The organism is Bartonella sp. AD328YNZD (genome assembly GCF_042196425.1).
In genome coordinates, this window is sequence record NZ_JBHIQG010000001.1 from 20,766 (window position 1) to 37,787 (window position 17,022).

Consider the following 17,022-nt stretch of genomic DNA (forward strand, 5'->3'; position numbering starts at 1 on the left):
TATAAAAGTGATACGTTATCTTTATAAATCAATATATTGCATATCATAAAGTCATACGGCACTTTCCCGTTTATAAAATAAATTTAATTGATAAATTTTCCCGATTTTGGAAATCCCCTTGGAACCAAACGCCCGACGCCCGCACGCGTTCCCATCCATTCAATGAGATCATCAGCTTGGCGGTTAAAGATTCGATCAGCTGTATCTTGCCAACTTAAACCTTCTGATAAATTAAAAGTTTTGGCATCAACAATGCCACCCTCTTTGTAACGCTGTAAACGAACACCTTTACCACGATTCATTTCTGGTATTTGTTCAATAGAAAAAATAAGCATTTTACGGTTTTCACCGACCACAGCAACATGATCACCATTTACCGGAACACAAAGTTTCACCTTATCAGGAGATTTGACATTCATCACTTGCTTTCCTTTTCGTGTATTGGCGATCACTTCTGAAGCAAGGACAATAAAGCCATTTCCATGAGACGAAACCAAGAGCAATTTTCCCTCTGCATGATGCACAAAAGCTGTAAAAATATCGTGCTCATCGTCCATATCAACTAAAAGACGAATAGGTTCACCATGTCCCCGCCCTCCAGGTAAACTATTTGCACCAATAGCAAAAAACTTTCCCCCCGTACTGATCAGCACAATCTTGTCGGTCGTAAATGCTGGAAAGGCTAACTTTAAACTGTCTCCTTCTTTAAAAGAAAGTGCTTTATAATCGTTTAAATGCCCCTTTAAAGCACGCACCCACCCCTTTTCAGAAATAACAATAGTAACCGGTTCTTTTTCGATCATTGCTTGTTGAATATCATCAAGATCATGTCTTGGTGCCTCTTCAAACGTCGTACGTCTTTTCCCCAAGAGTGTTTCAGGACCAAAAGTGTTTCGAACTTTTTTGATTTCTTCTGAAATTATTTTCCACTGTTTTATAGGAGAAGCTAACAAATTCTTTAGCTTTTCTTTTTCAGCTTTCAAACTTTCAAATTCCTTACGAATTTCAAATTCCTCAAGCTTACGTAAAGAGCGCAAGCGCATATTAAGAATAGCTTCTGCTTGATTTTCTGTTAATTCAAAACGACTGATAAGCTGCTTTTTAGGTTCATCCTCTTCACGAATAATCTTAATGACCTCATCGAGATTTAAATAGGCAATAAGATATCCATGGAGAATTTCCAATCGGCTATCAATTTGATCAAGCCGATAATGAGAGCGACGAATAAGCACTTCTTGACGATGTTCAAGCCATTGATGCAAACTTTCTCGCAAAGAAAGGACATTGGGTATTTTTCCCAAAGACAAAACATTCAGATTAAGGGGAAATCTTACTTCAAAGTCAGTCAATTTAAAAAGAGACTCCATAAGGAGCTCCGGATCAACCGACCGATTTTTAGGAACCAGCACGATTCTGATATCTTCTGCTGATTCATCTTGGATATCCTCAAGCATTGGTAATCGCCGAGCAAGCAGTAACTCTGCTGTTTTTTCAATAAGACGTGACTTTTGAATCTGATAGGGAATTTCAGTCACCACAATCACATAAGAACCACGGCTACCAGATTCCTGATGCCAACGTGAACGCAAGCGAAAAAAACCCCGACCAATACGATAAGATTCCTCAATACTCTTTTTAGGCTCAACTAAAATGCCACCAGTTGGAAAATCAGGACCAAGAACGAACTGATTTAATTCCTCATCATGTGCATCGGGATGTGCAATTAAATGGAGCGCCGCATCACAAAGCTCAGCAACATTATGGGGTGGAATAGATGTTGCCATACCAACAGCGATCCCTGATGAACCATTTGCTAAAAGATTAGGAAAAGCCCCAGGCAAAACAACGGGCTCTTCATCTTCCTCATTATAAGTTAAACGGAAATCAATGGCGTTTTCATTAATACCTTCAAGCAACAATGCTGCCACTTCAGTCATCCGTGCTTCCGTATAACGCATGGCAGCAGCATTATCACCATCAATATTGCCAAAATTGCCTTGTCCATCAACCAACGGATAACGAACTGCAAAATTTTGAGCCAAGCGCACCAAAGCATCATAAATAGATGCATCCCCATGAGGATGAAATTTTCCCATGACATCACCGACAATCCGCGCACATTTCGCATAAGACTGTCCAGGATTTAGTTTGAGAAGCCGCATCGCGTGAACAATCCGCCGATGGACAGGCTTCAATCCATCACGCACATCAGGCAATGCACGGTGCGTAATCGTAGAAAGCGCATAAGCCAAATAACGTTCCTGTAAAGCAGAACGTAATTCTATTGGCTCAATATGTTCTTTATCAAAAGGTAAATTCATTTTATCAGACATAATATTAGAACAAAAGTTCCCACAATAATAAAAAGTTATTTTATAGGATTTATTTAAAACAACCCTTTATGAGTCGACTTTTTTATTAAAAGTCAACGACATAAAAATAAGTGCTGCAATTAAAACATGAACAGAAAATTATATCAATTTGAAAAATTTATACATGTTCTTCCCTCTTGTCCTAAGCAGTATATGAAAATACTTCATACATTATCGAAAACTTTTTAAATATCCTCTTTAAGTGATAAATAACAAAGAAAGTAAATCATTTTTTCAGTGTTAAATAGAGAAACTGACATTTTCAAAATAAATAATATATTGATATATAAAGATAATTAATTTTTTTACAACTTAAATGAAACTCCAGAATATTGTAGAATTCTCTCATTTCTTACAATCAATCAATCACAAACATTTCCCCGCTTATCATAAGCGGAAAAGCTTCTATATGAAGAAAGGAAGAAAAATACCTCTTATAAACCCATTTGCTTACAAGAACTATCAATAATTGAAATCTAGAAAGTAAAACGGTGATTATTAGTAAAGATAGTGCTACACAACGATTTTTATATCACTCATGAGGCTTTTATAGTTATACCTTTCATACGAAAAAGCATCGTAAAACACAATTGACAGCATTGAGAGATATTTTTTTAAAAATAATACCCTCATAAAAAATCAAAACAACAGCATTTTTTGTTTATCTCAATTTTTACAAATAGTACACACACTGACCCCATAGAGAAGCATCAACGCTTCACTTTATGTAGAAAGATGACAACAATCCACAACCAACTTTATGAACTATTTTTATGAGTATGAGCCATGCGGATTCCTAAATCACGTAATTGTGTAGGAGAAACCTCAGACGGAGCACTCATCAAAAGATCAAGTGCTTGTTGATTCATAGGGAATAAAGCAACTTCACGCAAATTTTTAACACCTTGCAACAGCATAATGATGCGGTCGATTCCCGCAGCCATGCCACCATGTGGCGGAGCCCCATAATGGAATGCACGATAAAGACCACCGAAACGATCTTTCACAACTTCCTTAGAAAGTCCTACAAGTTCAAAAACTTTAAGCATCATTTCTGGTAAGTGATTACGAATTCCACCTGATGCAATTTCATAACCATTGCAAACAAGATCATATTGAAAAGCTTTAATAGTAAGAGGATCTTGACAGGCAAGGGCATTTTCTCCCCCTTGAGGCATGGAAAAAGGATTATGTCCAAAATCAATCTTTTTTTCATCTTCATTCCATTCAAAAAATGGAAAATCAACAATCCACGCCAAAGAGAAACTATCTCTATCAAGAAGATCTAATTCTTCCCCTACCTTTGTGCGTGCTGCTCCAGCAAAAGATGCGAATTTTTTAGGGTCTCCAGCTACAAAAAAACAGGCATCCCCACTTTCAAGCCCAAGCTGTATACGGATTGCTTCAGTCCTCTGTTCACCAATATTTTTGGCGATAGGCCCTGCTCCTTCAAATTTTCCTTCTTCTTCACGCCAGAAAATATAGCCAAGTCCTGGTTGCCCCTCGCCTTGTGCCCATACATTCATACGATCACAAAAAGCACGACTTCCACCCGTTTTAGCTGGAATAGCCCACACTTGTGCATTCTCATCATTCGCTAAAATTTGAGCAAAGACTTTGAAACCAGAATTATAAAAATGCTGAGAAACATCTTCCATAATGATCGGATTACGCAAATCAGGCTTATCAGAACCATATTTTCGCATTGCTTCATCATAAGAAATGCGAGGAAAGCTTTGTGTCACAGTTTTTCCATCCGCAAATTCTTCAAAAATAGAACGCATAATAGGTTCCATAGTTGCTAAAACATCTTCTTGCTCAACAAAACTCATTTCAACATCTAATTGATAAAATTCACCAGGAAGACGGTCGGCCCTTGGATCTTCATCTCTAAAACATGGAGCAATCTGAAAATAACGATCAAAACCTGACATCATCAACAATTGTTTATATTGCTGTGGCGCTTGCGGTAACGCATAAAATTTTCCCTGATGAACACGACTTGGAACTAAAAAATCACGCGCCCCTTCCGGCGATGAAGCTGTCAAAAGTGGCGTCGTAAATTCCGTAAAACCATTATTTTGCATAGCCCGTCTCATAGCTGCAATAATTTCAGTCCGACGCATGATATTTTTGTGCATAGTCTCCCGACGCAAATCAAGAAAACGATATTTTAATCGAATATCTTCTGGATAATCAGGCTCACCAAAAACCGGTAAAGGAAGCTCATCAGATTTTGAAAGAATTTCTACCTCTTGTGCAAAAATTTCAATCTCACCTGTTGGAAGCGTTGCATTAATAACCTCATCAGAACGAGCACATACCTCCCCATCCACACGAATAACCCATTCAGAACGCACTTTTTCAATAGCTTTAAAAGCTGGTGAAGCAGGGTCAGCAACAATTTGTGTGATTCCAAAATGATCACGTAAATCCACAAAAAGAATCCCTCCATGATCACGAACACGATGAACCCATCCTGAAAGACGAACTTGTGTTCCTACATCACATCTACGAAGAGCCGCACAATGATGACTGCGATAACGGTGCATGTTTTTTGCCTTTGATTATAATATTCACATGCGCTACAAACGCTTTTTAATAACCATTTGTCAAGATATGAGAATAAAAACTCAGAAATAAAGTCAATAAAGCACAAATTTAATTTATCGAATTATAATAAAATGATGAATCTTATTACAAAAACAACAGATCTTAAAATTGCACTTAACGCTCTACGTACCTCTGATTTTGTAACTGTCGATACTGAGTTTATCCGCGAAACAACTTTTTGGCCTCAACTGTGTTTAATCCAGCTCGCATCACCAGATGTCACAGTTTTGATTGATCCCATAGCACCAGATATTGATTTACAACCATTTTTTGACCTTATGGTCGATAAAAAAGTTGTAAAAGTTTTTCATGCTGCGCGCCAAGATATTGAAACAATTTATCACCTTGGAGGTGTTATTCCTTCCCCTCTCTTTGATACGCAAATAGCAGGATCAATTTGTGGATTTGGTGATTCTATCTCCTATGATCAAATTGTACAACGCTGCACAGGGCATCATCTTGATAAATCCTCCCGCTTTACAGACTGGAGTTGCCGACCTTTATCTGAAAAACAACTGCTCTACGCACTTGCCGATGTAACTTACTTAAGAGATGTTTACCTGTTATTGAAAAAACGGTTAGAAAAAAATCAACGTGCTCACTGGATGGACGATGAAATAACAATCCTTTTAAATCCTAAAACCTATGACATGCCAGAAGATGAAGCATGGAAAAAAGTGAAAGGACAAATTAAAAAGCCACGTGAACTTGCTGTATTACAAAAGATAGCAGCTTGGCGTGAACGTGAAGCACGAAAATACAATATGCCACGTCGTCATATTATAAAAGATGAATGTCTTATAGAAATAGCAATCCAACAACCAAAAGATGAATCTGCATTAAAACGGTTACGCAGTCTTAATAAGAATTGGGATAAATTCTCAATTGCTCAATCATTAATCAAAGCTGTCCACGAAGGATTAGAGGTGGATCTTTCCACTTTACCCCCCATTCCTAAACATAATCCACTCAATGATACGACAGCCGCTGTTATCGATCTGCTCAAAGTGTTATTAAAAATTGTTGCAAATGAAAACAGCATTGCCCCTAAAATTATTGCAACATCTAATGATTTAGAAAAAATTGCCAATGGAGGAATAAAGAAAAATATTCCCGCTATGAATGGCTGGCGCTATGAAATATTTGGTCAAAAAGCCGAACAACTGCTAAAGGGCCAGATAGGTTTTTACTTTCACGATGGGAAAATAAGCACAAAACAGCTTTAATTTACATTTACATTTTTATTTTAAAAAATCCATTACGCTACTCATTATCTACATCAATTGGTATGCCTTATAGGCCAATGCAAACAGGATAAATAAAGCCTACTTCTGATAAAGTTAAAAAATTAAATAGTGAACTCTTATTAAAAATGACAGCTAAATCTTTATCAGGTCAATCAAATAGCAATCCTATTAAAAATAATCTAAAAAAACAGACCGCTCCTTATTTAAAAGCTTTAAAAAGAAAAAGCTCTGATAATAAAAGCGCATTCATTACAAAAATAGCAGCCTAGCAATAGAAAAAAACAAAGATATAATGCCTCACGTCACCATATCGTATAAAAAAACTACCGAGATTGCAATCTAACAATCAAAAACGAGCCAGCATAACAACTAAAATACCTAACAAAGGCAATATATTGATTTATAAAGATAATCTAGCGTTATTTATATTGAATTAGAACTCCGAATATCGTAGGATTCTCTCATTTTATCTCAATAAGACTCATAAAGTATCACATAAGAAATTATATGATAAAGCGCTGTTTTTTATAGATTAAGCATCTTACAAAGGATTCAAAAATATGATTAATAAATAGTTATGATTTGTTTCTATTTTTTATAGTGAAAGGATTTTATAAAGTCAGAAAATGATATTCTTTTGCCAAACCGTGAAAGTGCAAAATTACTTCATATAAGTGGTTCAACATTCCGGCGTCATATAACCAATGGATCTCTCCAAAAATCTTTAAAATTTGTTTTTTTATCGCGTTGGCTACAATCAAATCTTATCAATATAATCAAGAAAGCTAAACAGAAACGTTATAACGACGCAGCATAAAAAGAAAACCTTGTCACGTAAAGACGGACAAGGCTTTTATTTTTACATGAAGCTTATGAAATGCAAATCACATCCTGTGACGCAAATAACAGAATAAAAAATTATATTTTCTTTTATGAATGCTCAGGGCATTAAAAATGCCTTGCGTAGAGTCTGGATCAGGCATTATGAAACAACCAGTTGTTCAGCTCATGATGACAGGCTACCTAGCTTATCCCTCGTCAATGGCTTTATTATAAGACATAAAACACGAATAAATTAGGAAAAAAATCAAAAAATTTCAAAAGCGAGAGGTTGTTTTATTATTGTTGATAACTTCTTTAATCGTCCAAGAGGACGTTCTCCTAATAATCCAGCGTAATTCTTTGGGATCTGCAAGATAATATGATCTGCTTTTTTATGCCACAATAAATGAGGTAAAATTCCTGCAACAGAAGCACTAAAAAGATGAGCAAGACGCATAGTTTCACCAAGAATACGTGCTTTATCAATTATATTTTGAGTTGCTAATTGAAAAATGGGAAGAGATTCTTTATCAACCAATAAACTCGTATTGCGAAAAAAAACAGAAAGCGCCGCATAAAGGCGCCCTTCATGAGAAATTCCTGGATAAGATCCTAAAGCTATTTGATTTGCTGCTTCATTGCCTCGATAATCTGGATGTATACGCCAACCAATATCCGCAAGAAGACAAGCGGCTTGACGATAACGGCATTCATTTTCAGTTTCTGAAATTCCAAAAACTTCAAAAGCATTCGTCGTAAAATCAATGAGTTCTTCTGCTTGTTTTGGTGAACGTGCCCGTAAAATAGCCATTTCTGTGCATGCTGCAATGAGAGGATCAGAAAGTCGAATCGCCTGCGGCAATCGTGAATAAAGAAAACCTTCACGAACGCCAGCACCAGAAAAGATTATCTTTTCAAACTCCATACACTGAATGAGTTCAATAAGAACTATTGCCCCATAAGATAAAAGTTTTCGACGGTTCTGAGAAACCGCTGCAATCCCTCTCATATTATCAATATTGCCACGCGCTACAAGACGTAAAAAGTTCTCCATTTCAACAGCATCAACTTCATAGCCATGCATAACAGGAAGCCGATAGTGTTTCATTGCCATATGGAGTTTTGCCAAATTACGCCATGTCCCCCCTACTGCATAAAAATAACGTGCTATACCTTTACGAGCACGAACAACAGACGATTTATAAAATTGCTCATGTACAATTTTTGTAGCTACAGCACTATCATTATTTGATATATACTGTAGCCTTAAACCACCCAATGGGAGCGTTATCCCTTCACCAACATCAGAATGATCAATATCAATCAGCTCAAGACTTCCACCACCAAGATCCCCAGAAATACCTTTTGGTTGATAAAAGGTAGACACAACTCCATAGGCTGAATACATAGCTTCTTCACTTCCTGAAAGAAGATATATTTTATTTTGCAAAATATCTTCAGCATGCTGAATAAATGCTACGCCATTCTGTGCATCTCGTGCTGCTGCTGTTGCTAAAGTATAGACCTCATCTGCCCCAATCTGTCGACAAAGCGTACGAAACCGTTTCAGTGTTTGCAACGCCATTTTCATCGATTTTTCTTCTAAAAATCCCGTTTTCGCCACACCATGCCCGAGACCACAAAGAATCTTTTCATTAAATAAAACCGTTGGTGATCGAACAAGCCCCTCATAAATAACCAACCGAACAGAATTTGAGCCAATATCAATAACAGCAACAGGCTTACGCCCTTTTAACCGACCTTGAGCATCTCTATATGTCATTGGATTTTAGTCTTTATGTATTTCGGCTTGTTGCCGATGCAACGCAACCAAGCGCGAAACAGAAGACTCAAAAGACTCATTTTCCCCCGCAAAACTTGTATTGGCCATAAAATACTCCTGCGCATTAAATAGACTTTCACCTCTCTGCGGTGTAATACGTTTTGATGTTCCATCCTTAAGTATATCAAAGCTTTGTTGATTATCAATGATATTAGCTAACATAATCTGTAAAAGAATTTTTTGACGCACTATTTTATTAAAAACTGGAACCAATATTTCAATACGATAGTCCAAATTACGAGGCATCATATCAGCAGAGCCTAAGTAAACGAGTGCATTTTCATTAGGCAAATCTTGACCATTCCCAAAACAAAAAATGCGACTATGTTCAAGAAAACGCCCGACGATTGATTTTACACGAATATTATCCGAAATTCCTAGAATACCAGGACGTAAACAACATATCCCCCGCACAACCAAATCAATTTGCACCCCTGCTTGACTGGCACGATATAAAGCATCAATAATTTCAGGATCAACCAATGCATTAACTTTCATCCAAATAGCAGCAAATCTTCCCTGTTGTGCATGAACAATTTCTCCCTCAATATGCTCTAAGATACGACCACGCAATGTTAAAGGTGAAAAAGCAATCTTTATTGTTTCATTTGGATGCTCATATTGCGCAATATAATTGAACAATAACGCAACATCATGAGCAATAACATCATCCGTGGAAAAAAAAGAAAGATCGGTATAAGTTTTAGCGTTAATGGGATGGTAGTTTCCTGTTCCAAGATGAACATAAGAGCGAAGACGTTTTCCCTCACGTCTCACAACCAATGACATCTTAGCATGTGTTTTTAATGCAATAAAACCAAAAATAACTTGAACCCCAGCACATTCAAGATCCCGGGCCCAACGAATATTTGCTTCCTCATCAAAACGTGCTTTAAGTTCTACCAAAGCAGTCACAGACTTTCCCTGTTCAGCTGCTTCAATCAAAGCGCCAACAATTGGACTATCATTTGATGTACGATAAAGTGTTTGTTTTATTTCTACAACATCAGGATCGCAAGCAGCTTGACGTAAAAATTGGACAACAACATCAAATGTCTCATAGGGGTGATGAATCACAATATCATTTTCACGAATAGCTGCAAAACAATCCCCATGATGTTCACGAATACATTTCGGAACACGAGAAATATAAGGAATAAATTTGAGATCATCACGGGGAATAGAAACAATCTCTGATACCATATTAAGCGCCAAAAATCCATCAAGAACATTAATACAATGATCAGGAACAGCAAGACTATTCGCTATAAATTGGCGTAAACTCTCTGGCATTTTTGCGTCAAATTCAATTCGAATAACCTGTCCACGGCGCCGCCTTTTAAGAGCAGTTTCAAAAAAATGAACAAGATCTTCAGCTTCCTCTTCTACTTCAATATCACTATCTCGGATTATTCTAAATGTACCAATTCCTTTAATCTCATAGTTAGGAAATACATGTTTAATAAAAAGGCAAATAACATCTTCAGATGCGATAAAACGAAAATGATTACCTTCTTGAGGAAGAAGAATGAAACGCCTTAAAAGCATTGAAATAGACAACAACACTGTGTGTGAATTCTGATCAGCTTCTCCAGACAATTGAAGCCCAATAGAAAGCCCTAAATTAGGAATAAATGGAAAAGGATGAGTAGCATCAACAGGCAAAGGTTTTAAAACAGGAAAAATTGTCTCAAGAAAATATTTTTCAAGCCATGATTTTTCAATTTCTGAAAGATCATCAGAACAAATAATTTCAATATCATTCTTTTTTAATTCATCACGTAAAACATTCAATTCTCGTAGTTGGTGAGCCTGCAGCTTTGAAATCTCAGCGAGCACAATATCAAGTTGTTCCTGTGGAGTGTGCCCATCTGCACTGCACGCTGTAACGCGAGCACGAATTTGAGCTGCTAGTCCTGCAACACGAACCATAAAAAACTCATCAAGATTTGCAGCTGAAATAGAAAGAAATTGTAGACGTTCTAATAAAGGATGTTTCGAATTAGCTGCTTCCATCAAAACACGATTATTAAATTGTAGCCATGAAAACTCTCGATTAATAAACCGTACCGGATTTTTCATTGTTATATTTGATATAGAAATTTTATCTTTCACCCTCTTTTCCATATATTCTAACTAAGCTTCTTTTATATTTTCTAAAATCCTTGACGAAATATCTCACATAATATTTTATAATATGTTATCATCATAATAATACATCAATGCCCCATTTTTCTTGTCATGTTTCCATTTAATATTTTAAAATACTTGGAACGAGGTTCTATGCGCAAAGCGCTAAAAGTAAGACAACTATTCTGATTATAGCATAAAAGAGGAGTAGTTTGTCTTAAAAAGCATCTTGCATTATGATACGCTTTATTACAAACTCACACTTATAAAATAGAAGAGCCTTATCATAACTAATGAGACAATTTATTCTGGAGTTTGTACGCCATGGCTGATCACAATATTCCCCATTTTCAAAATGACCTTGGATATAAAACAATCGAAATTGGTGTGAAAGAGTTTATGTGTGTAGGCGCTACACAACCATTCGATCACCCTCATATTTTTATTGATATGGGCGCTGCTGATGAGAAAATTTGCCCTTACTGCTCAACCCTTTATCGTTATGTTCCCTCGTTATCGTACGATCAAACAAACCCAACAGGATGTTTATATCATCCAGACAAGCTATTATAATGTGTTCTAGGGCTTTCTTAAATAACTACTCTTTTAATTCTGCTTGTTTAATATGAAATCGTTTGTAGAACAATCACCCATCATCGTTGGAGGAGGAATCGCTGGTTTAAGTACCGCTTTAGCACTCGCTCATAAAGGAATTGCAAGCATCATTATTGAAAAGTGTAAAAAACTTGAAACGATAGGCGCTGGTATTCAACTGACACCAAATGCAACATCTATTCTTGCTCGCTGGGAACTTCTTAACAAACTCACTGAAGTTGCGACAATCCCACATTTTCTTGAGTTAAAAGATGGAATATCTTTAAAAATACGTCTACGTGCTCATCTTATCACTCTAACAGAAAAATACTGGAAAGCCCCTTATATGACGATTCACCGCGCGGCTTTACAAAAAATTTTATATAATGCAGTGATTGCAAATCCTTTGATCAAATACAAAGCAGGCGAAACGATTGTATCTTCTACCCAATCGGCAACCAACATTAAAATAACCACAATAAAAACAGATACAGCAACACAACAACAGCTTTATTCAACCCCTCTCCTGATCGGATGTGATGGCGTTTGGTCAACACTACGGCAACAATTTCCTTTTCATGAAAGAGCAAATTTTAGTGGTTTTATTGCTTGGCGAGCAACAACAGTACTTGATAATCTTCCTCAAGACTTTCGTTCTTCATTGCAAAATATGAAGACAATTACGGCTTGGATGGGGCCTCAAAATCATCTTGTTGTTTATCCCATTAAATCGTCAGAAAAAATTGTAAATTTTGTCGCTATTACACATGGGGATAATTCAAAAGAGGGATGGGCCTATAAAGGAGATAAAGAAAAACTTAAATCTCTTTTTAAAGCTTGGAATTCAAAAATCTTACAAATCTTTGATCATATTGATGAATGGAGATATTGGCCACTCTTTCAGATGAAACAAAATCGTTTTCTAGGCCTAGAGAGACAAGTATTTGTTGGCGATTGCGCACACGCTGCCTTACCTTTTGCAGCACAAGGTGCCGCTATGGCAATCGAAGATGCTGCTACATTAGCAGAAGTACTTTCATTGAAAAATCTTTCATTAACGAAAGCACTTTCGCTTTACGAAAAAACACGTACCACCCGTATTGCAGCAGTAAAAAAACGCGGAGATTTCAATAGATTAACCTATCATGCAACGGGGCCCATAGCAATTGCACGTAATCTCATGATGAAAATTCGTACACCAGAGAGTATTATGTCAAATCTCAATTGGCTTTATATGTATGATGCGATGAATTCTATAAAAAATCGTGATAAAAACTTATAAAATTCTTCCCGTACTTTGAATATTATGAAAGAAAGAGATTTTTTGACTCTATGACACTAAAAAAATATCATAATTTACTCAAATAAAAGCAATATTTTTCTAAACCTACAATCCGATTTTAAAAGCTCAATTTTTAACTCTCCTAAAAGCAAAAACACCACTCAAAATCAGCTCCCATCTTTAATCTTTCTTTAACTCAATTCTACATCAACAACACCCTGAATTAATTTCATAGCATTTGCGACATGTGAATTTACCTTATATCGCTTAGGAAGCGCAATTTCAACTTCTCGCAATCCATCCTCTTGAATTAAAATAAGTCCAACCTCTCCATTTCCCCCAAGATTTAAATTTTGTTCAATTTGTGGAAGCATATCAACTGTTTTTATAAAAAGACGCATCATTTTATGCTGCTGTAACGCTTCTTTTTCCAAAGACTGAATTGTCTCAATTCGCAAACTAACTCCTTCAGAGCGATTTTCTGCGCTCACCGTAATAATAAAAGATTTTCCGGGTTCTAGCATCTCTTCATAATCCGAGAGTGCCTCAGAAAAGAGAACTGCTTCATATTGTCCACTTGTATCAGAAAAATGAATAATTCCCATTTTTTTACCAGATTTTGTTTTGCGCACGTTTTTTGCCACAACAGTTCCAGCAAGCCGTGCAGCCGTTGCTCCTCCTTTAACGGCATTGGAAAAATTACCCCAAGTCTGAACGCGTTTTTTAGCGAGAATGGCTTGATACTCATCCAATGGATGAGCTGAAAAGTAAAAACCTATAGCTTGAAATTCTCGATAAAGTTTTTCAGCCAACAACCAAGGGGTCGTTTGCGATAAAATCAAGGGCTCTTTTAATCCGCCTGCCATTCCAAATATGTCAACCTGCCCGCTAGAATTGTCATCGAGAATACGAAGCGCTCGCGCATGAAGGGTTCCAAGATTCGCTAATAAAACTTCGCGTGCAATGTTAAAACAATCAAAAGCGCCAGCACAAACTAAACTTTCCATCGCACGCTTATTAACAATACGAGGATCAACACGCGCACAAAAATCTTCCAAATCCTTAAAAATCTCATTTCCACGACAAGTGACAATATGATCTACAACCGTTTCTCCCACACCTTTAATGGCCGCAAGAGAATAATAAATACAGTTATCACCAACCTCAAAAATACGATGAGATGTTTGTATAGAAGGTGCAATAACTTCAATACCCAGCCTTAACGCTTCACGCCGAAAATCATTGAGCTTATCGGTATTCGTCATATCATACGTCATTGAAGCAGCTAAAAACTCAACGGGATAATTGGCTTTCATATACGCTGTTTGATAAGAAACAATCGCATAAGCAGCAGCGTGTGATTTATTAAAACCGTAATCGGCAAATTTTGCTAAAAGATCAAATATAATATCAGCTTGCTCTTTATCAACACCACCAGCAACAGCACCATTGACAAAACGCGTACGCTGTTTTTGCATTTCTGCATGAATTTTTTTCCCCATAGCGCGCCGTAATAAATCAGCTTCTCCAAGCGAGTAACCAGCCAGTACCTGAGCAATCTGCATCACCTGTTCTTGATAGACTATAACACCTTGTGTTTCTTTAATCAGATGATCTATTTTAGGATGAATAGAAGCTATCTCCTCTTCCCCGTGTTTACGTGCATTATAGGTTGGTATATTCTCCATTGGACCAGGACGATAAAGCGCAACCAGCGCAATAATATCTTCAATACGGTCTGGCTTCATTCCAATCAGCGCCTTGCGCATACCAGAACTTTCCACCTGAAACACACCAACCGTTTCACCACATGCCATCATAGCGTAGGTTGCTTCATCATTTAGAGGGATATTTGACAAATCTATTTTGATCTTCTTTCTGGCAACAAAATCAACAGCCATTTTCAAAACAGTCAGTGTTTTTAGTCCAAGAAAATCAAATTTTACCAACCCTGCCTGTTCTACATATTTCATGTTAAATTGTGTAACAGGCATATCAGAACGAGGATCACGATACATCGGGACAAGCTCCCAAAGCGGACGATCTCCTATAACAATCCCAGCAGCATGCGTTGAAGCGTGACGATAAAGCCCTTCCAACTGAAGTGCTATATCTAATGCGCGTCCAATGACGGGATCTTTTTTCTTTTCCTCTTCAAATTTAGGTTCATCCTTAATAGCATCCGCTAATTCTACCTGACTTCCTGGGGTGGCAGGAATTAATTTTGTAAGATAATCCACCTGACGATAAGGAACTTCTAAAACACGCCCCACATCACGCAAAACTGCACGTGCCTGTAACTTACCAAAGGTAATAATTTGAGCAACTTGATCACGTCCATATTTTTTTTGAACATATTGAATAACTTCTTCACGCCGCTCTTGACAAAAATCGATATCAAAATCTGGCATCGAAACACGATCTGGATTGAGAAAACGTTCAAAAAGAAGGGAAAAACGCAATGGATCAACATCGGTAATCGTTAATGCATAAGCAACAAGTGAACCAGCACCAGATCCCCGCCCTGGACCAACAGGAATATCATGAATCTTCGCCCATTTTATGAAATCTGAAACGATAAGAAAATATCCAGAAAATTGCATACGCGTAATAACTGAAATCTCATAATCAAGCCGCTGCTCATAATCTGCAATCGTATACCCTTCAGCCAATCCAATTGTTTCAAGGCGCATCTTCAAACCAGCTTTAGCTTGATTTAACAATTCACTATCTTCTGCTTCTAAAGTATTTTCTGAATTAGAAGATTGTTCTATAAAACGAGGCAATATCGGTTTTCGAAGAGGCGTGGCAATATGACAACGCAATGCAATTTCAACACTATTTTCTAAAGCTTCTGGAAGATCAGAAAATAGCGCAACCATTTCATCTTGTGACTTCAAGTAATGATCTGGCGTCACCCGTTTGCGATCTGGATTAGAGACGATTTGTCCTTCTGAAACAGCCATCAACGCATCATGCGCTTCATACCCCTCTCTCTTCAGAAAAAAGGCTTCATTCGTTGCAACAAGAGGAATTTCATGTGCATAAGCTAATTCAATAAGGTCTGCTTCTACTCTTCGATCATAAGAGCCATGTCGCTGTAATTCCACATAAAGACGATCAGAAAAAATTTTTTTTAAATAAATTAAGCGCTCAACAGCGCGTTCTTTTTTTTCTTCTAATAAAGAACGATTAATAGGTCCTCCCTTTCCACCCGTTAAAGCGATTATACCTTCACTATGTTCTGACAACCAATCAGCTTTAATATGAGGAGGATCAGTATCACATTTATCAAGATAAGCACGGCTTACAAGACGAACCAAATGAGCATAACCGGTTTCGCTAGCAGCGAACAGAACAATAGAGCAGAAATCAGAAGCATTACGTCCTTTAACCAAATGTGAATGATCATTTTCATCACAAAAATCAACGGTAAGCTGACAACCAATAATGGGTTGAACCCCATGAGAGAGACAATACTGCGAAAACTCCAAAGCACCAAATAAATTATTGGTATCGGTAATAGCAACCGCTGGAGCATGATCTACAATCGTCTGTTGAATAATTTGTGGGATTTTTAAAGCCCCTTCGAGCAAGGAATAAGCTGAATGCACTCTCAAATGAATAAAGCGAGGAAGAGAATTTTTGTACTCTTGCATTTTATTTTTATCTTTTACCACTCTCACAATTTCCTACTATAAACTAAATGCCAAACAGCCCCCTTAAAGAAAAAAATTCAGGCTAGCATAACTTTAAAGCTATAAATTTATCATCCCACATAGAAAAAACATCCTAATTTTATTGATATTTATAAGAGAGTTCTATCAAGAAAGTGCCTCTATTCACAGCAAATAAACGCCTAAAATAAAAAGAAGCAAAATATGCCATAAGCACTTTCATTTTTTTATTTTATTTCTCTTTTAAAGATAATTTCTCTTCTTACAACGCAATGTGTAAATAAAATAACATCTTCTTTAATGACTTTATCCCCAAAAAGCTCTTCTAAAGGTCTAGAAAAAACAAAAAGAGCAGGTTAAATTTTCTCATGCCTCCAAGTCTTCTTGCCCCTCTTTTCAACTCTATTCGAACCCTTTCTGGTATTACACCTAAAGTCTATGG

At 36.9% G+C, this 17,022-nt stretch carries 10 protein-coding genes; 5 read left to right on the plus strand and 5 right to left on the minus strand.

Annotated elements, in window-relative coordinates; genetic code table 11:
* Nucleotides 1-83 precede the first annotated feature (83 nt).
* Both parC and aspS read right to left on the minus strand, forming a co-directional pair.
* Nucleotides 84-2,333 carry a DNA topoisomerase IV subunit A gene (gene parC, locus ACFIO3_RS00110; RefSeq protein ID WP_375609374.1) on the minus strand — a complete coding sequence of 750 codons (2,250 nt, stop codon included), beginning with the start codon at nt 2,331-2,333 and terminating at the stop codon, nt 84-86.
* Between the two features lie 797 nt (nt 2,334-3,130).
* A complete protein-coding gene (aspS, locus tag ACFIO3_RS00115) occupies nt 3,131-4,924 on the minus strand; it encodes an aspartate--tRNA ligase (protein WP_375703994.1) in 1,794 nt (597 codons plus the stop codon).
* A 132-nt stretch (nt 4,925-5,056) separates the two neighbouring features.
* Here aspS and rnd point away from each other — a divergent pair, with 132 nt between their 5' ends.
* From rnd to ACFIO3_RS00130, 3 genes are all read left to right on the plus strand, one after another.
* Nucleotides 5,057-6,211 (plus strand): ribonuclease D, encoded by a 1,155-nt coding sequence (gene rnd, locus ACFIO3_RS00120; protein ID WP_375606642.1) that lies wholly within the window; start codon nt 5,057-5,059, stop codon nt 6,209-6,211.
* A gap of 146 nt (nt 6,212-6,357) precedes the next feature.
* Nucleotides 6,358-6,501: a hypothetical protein gene (locus ACFIO3_RS00125; protein WP_375608318.1), complete on the plus strand. Its 144-nt coding sequence runs from the start codon at nt 6,358-6,360 to the stop codon at nt 6,499-6,501.
* 344 nt (nt 6,502-6,845) lie between these two features.
* A complete protein-coding gene (locus tag ACFIO3_RS00130) occupies nt 6,846-7,049 on the plus strand; it encodes a DNA-binding protein (RefSeq protein WP_375608337.1) in 204 nt (67 codons plus the stop codon).
* 270 nt (nt 7,050-7,319) lie between these two features.
* On the opposite strand, the gene ppx is transcribed toward ACFIO3_RS00130, so the two are convergent.
* Together ppx and ACFIO3_RS00140 are read right to left on the minus strand one after the other, a co-directional pair.
* Entirely contained in the window at nt 7,320-8,837 is a 1,518-nt protein-coding gene (ppx, locus tag ACFIO3_RS00135; RefSeq protein WP_375606644.1) for an exopolyphosphatase, read from the minus strand.
* Between the two features lie 6 nt (nt 8,838-8,843).
* Nucleotides 8,844-11,024: an RNA degradosome polyphosphate kinase gene (locus ACFIO3_RS00140; RefSeq protein WP_375606645.1), complete on the minus strand. Its 2,181-nt coding sequence runs from the start codon at nt 11,022-11,024 to the stop codon at nt 8,844-8,846.
* A gap of 327 nt (nt 11,025-11,351) precedes the next feature.
* Here ACFIO3_RS00140 and ACFIO3_RS00145 point away from each other — a divergent pair, with 327 nt between their 5' ends.
* Entirely contained in the window at nt 11,352-11,600 is a 249-nt protein-coding gene (locus ACFIO3_RS00145) for a zinc-finger domain-containing protein (RefSeq protein WP_375606646.1), read from the plus strand.
* A 52-nt stretch (nt 11,601-11,652) separates the two neighbouring features.
* Nucleotides 11,653-12,903 (plus strand): FAD-binding protein, encoded by a 1,251-nt coding sequence (locus tag ACFIO3_RS00150; protein WP_375606647.1) that lies wholly within the window; start codon nt 11,653-11,655, stop codon nt 12,901-12,903.
* Between the two features lie 191 nt (nt 12,904-13,094).
* On the opposite strand, the gene dnaE is transcribed toward ACFIO3_RS00150, so the two are convergent.
* On the minus strand, nt 13,095-16,583 hold the full coding sequence (gene dnaE / locus ACFIO3_RS00155; protein ID WP_375606648.1) for a DNA polymerase III subunit alpha: 3,489 nt from the start codon (nt 16,581-16,583) through the stop codon (nt 13,095-13,097).
* Nucleotides 16,584-17,022 lie beyond the last annotated feature (439 nt).

What these genes read in the sequence shown, in the direction of transcription:
- ACFIO3_RS00125 (WP_375608318.1), top strand. Translation starts at nt 6,358, where the DNA reads ATGACAGCTAAATCTTTATCAGGTCAATCAAATAGCAATCCTATTAAA.
- parC (WP_375609374.1), bottom strand. Translation starts at nt 2,333, where the DNA reads ATGTCTGATAAAATGAATTTACCTTTTGATAAAGAACATATTGAGCCA.
- aspS (WP_375703994.1), bottom strand. Translation starts at nt 4,924, where the DNA reads ATGCACCGTTATCGCAGTCATCATTGTGCGGCTCTTCGTAGATGTGAT.
- ppx (WP_375606644.1), bottom strand. Translation starts at nt 8,837, where the DNA reads ATGACATATAGAGATGCTCAAGGTCGGTTAAAAGGGCGTAAGCCTGTT.
- ACFIO3_RS00145 (WP_375606646.1), top strand. Translation starts at nt 11,352, where the DNA reads ATGGCTGATCACAATATTCCCCATTTTCAAAATGACCTTGGATATAAA.
- ACFIO3_RS00150 (WP_375606647.1), top strand. Translation starts at nt 11,653, where the DNA reads ATGAAATCGTTTGTAGAACAATCACCCATCATCGTTGGAGGAGGAATC.
- ACFIO3_RS00140 (WP_375606645.1), bottom strand. Translation starts at nt 11,024, where the DNA reads ATGGAAAAGAGGGTGAAAGATAAAATTTCTATATCAAATATAACAATG.
- rnd (WP_375606642.1), top strand. Translation starts at nt 5,057, where the DNA reads ATGATGAATCTTATTACAAAAACAACAGATCTTAAAATTGCACTTAAC.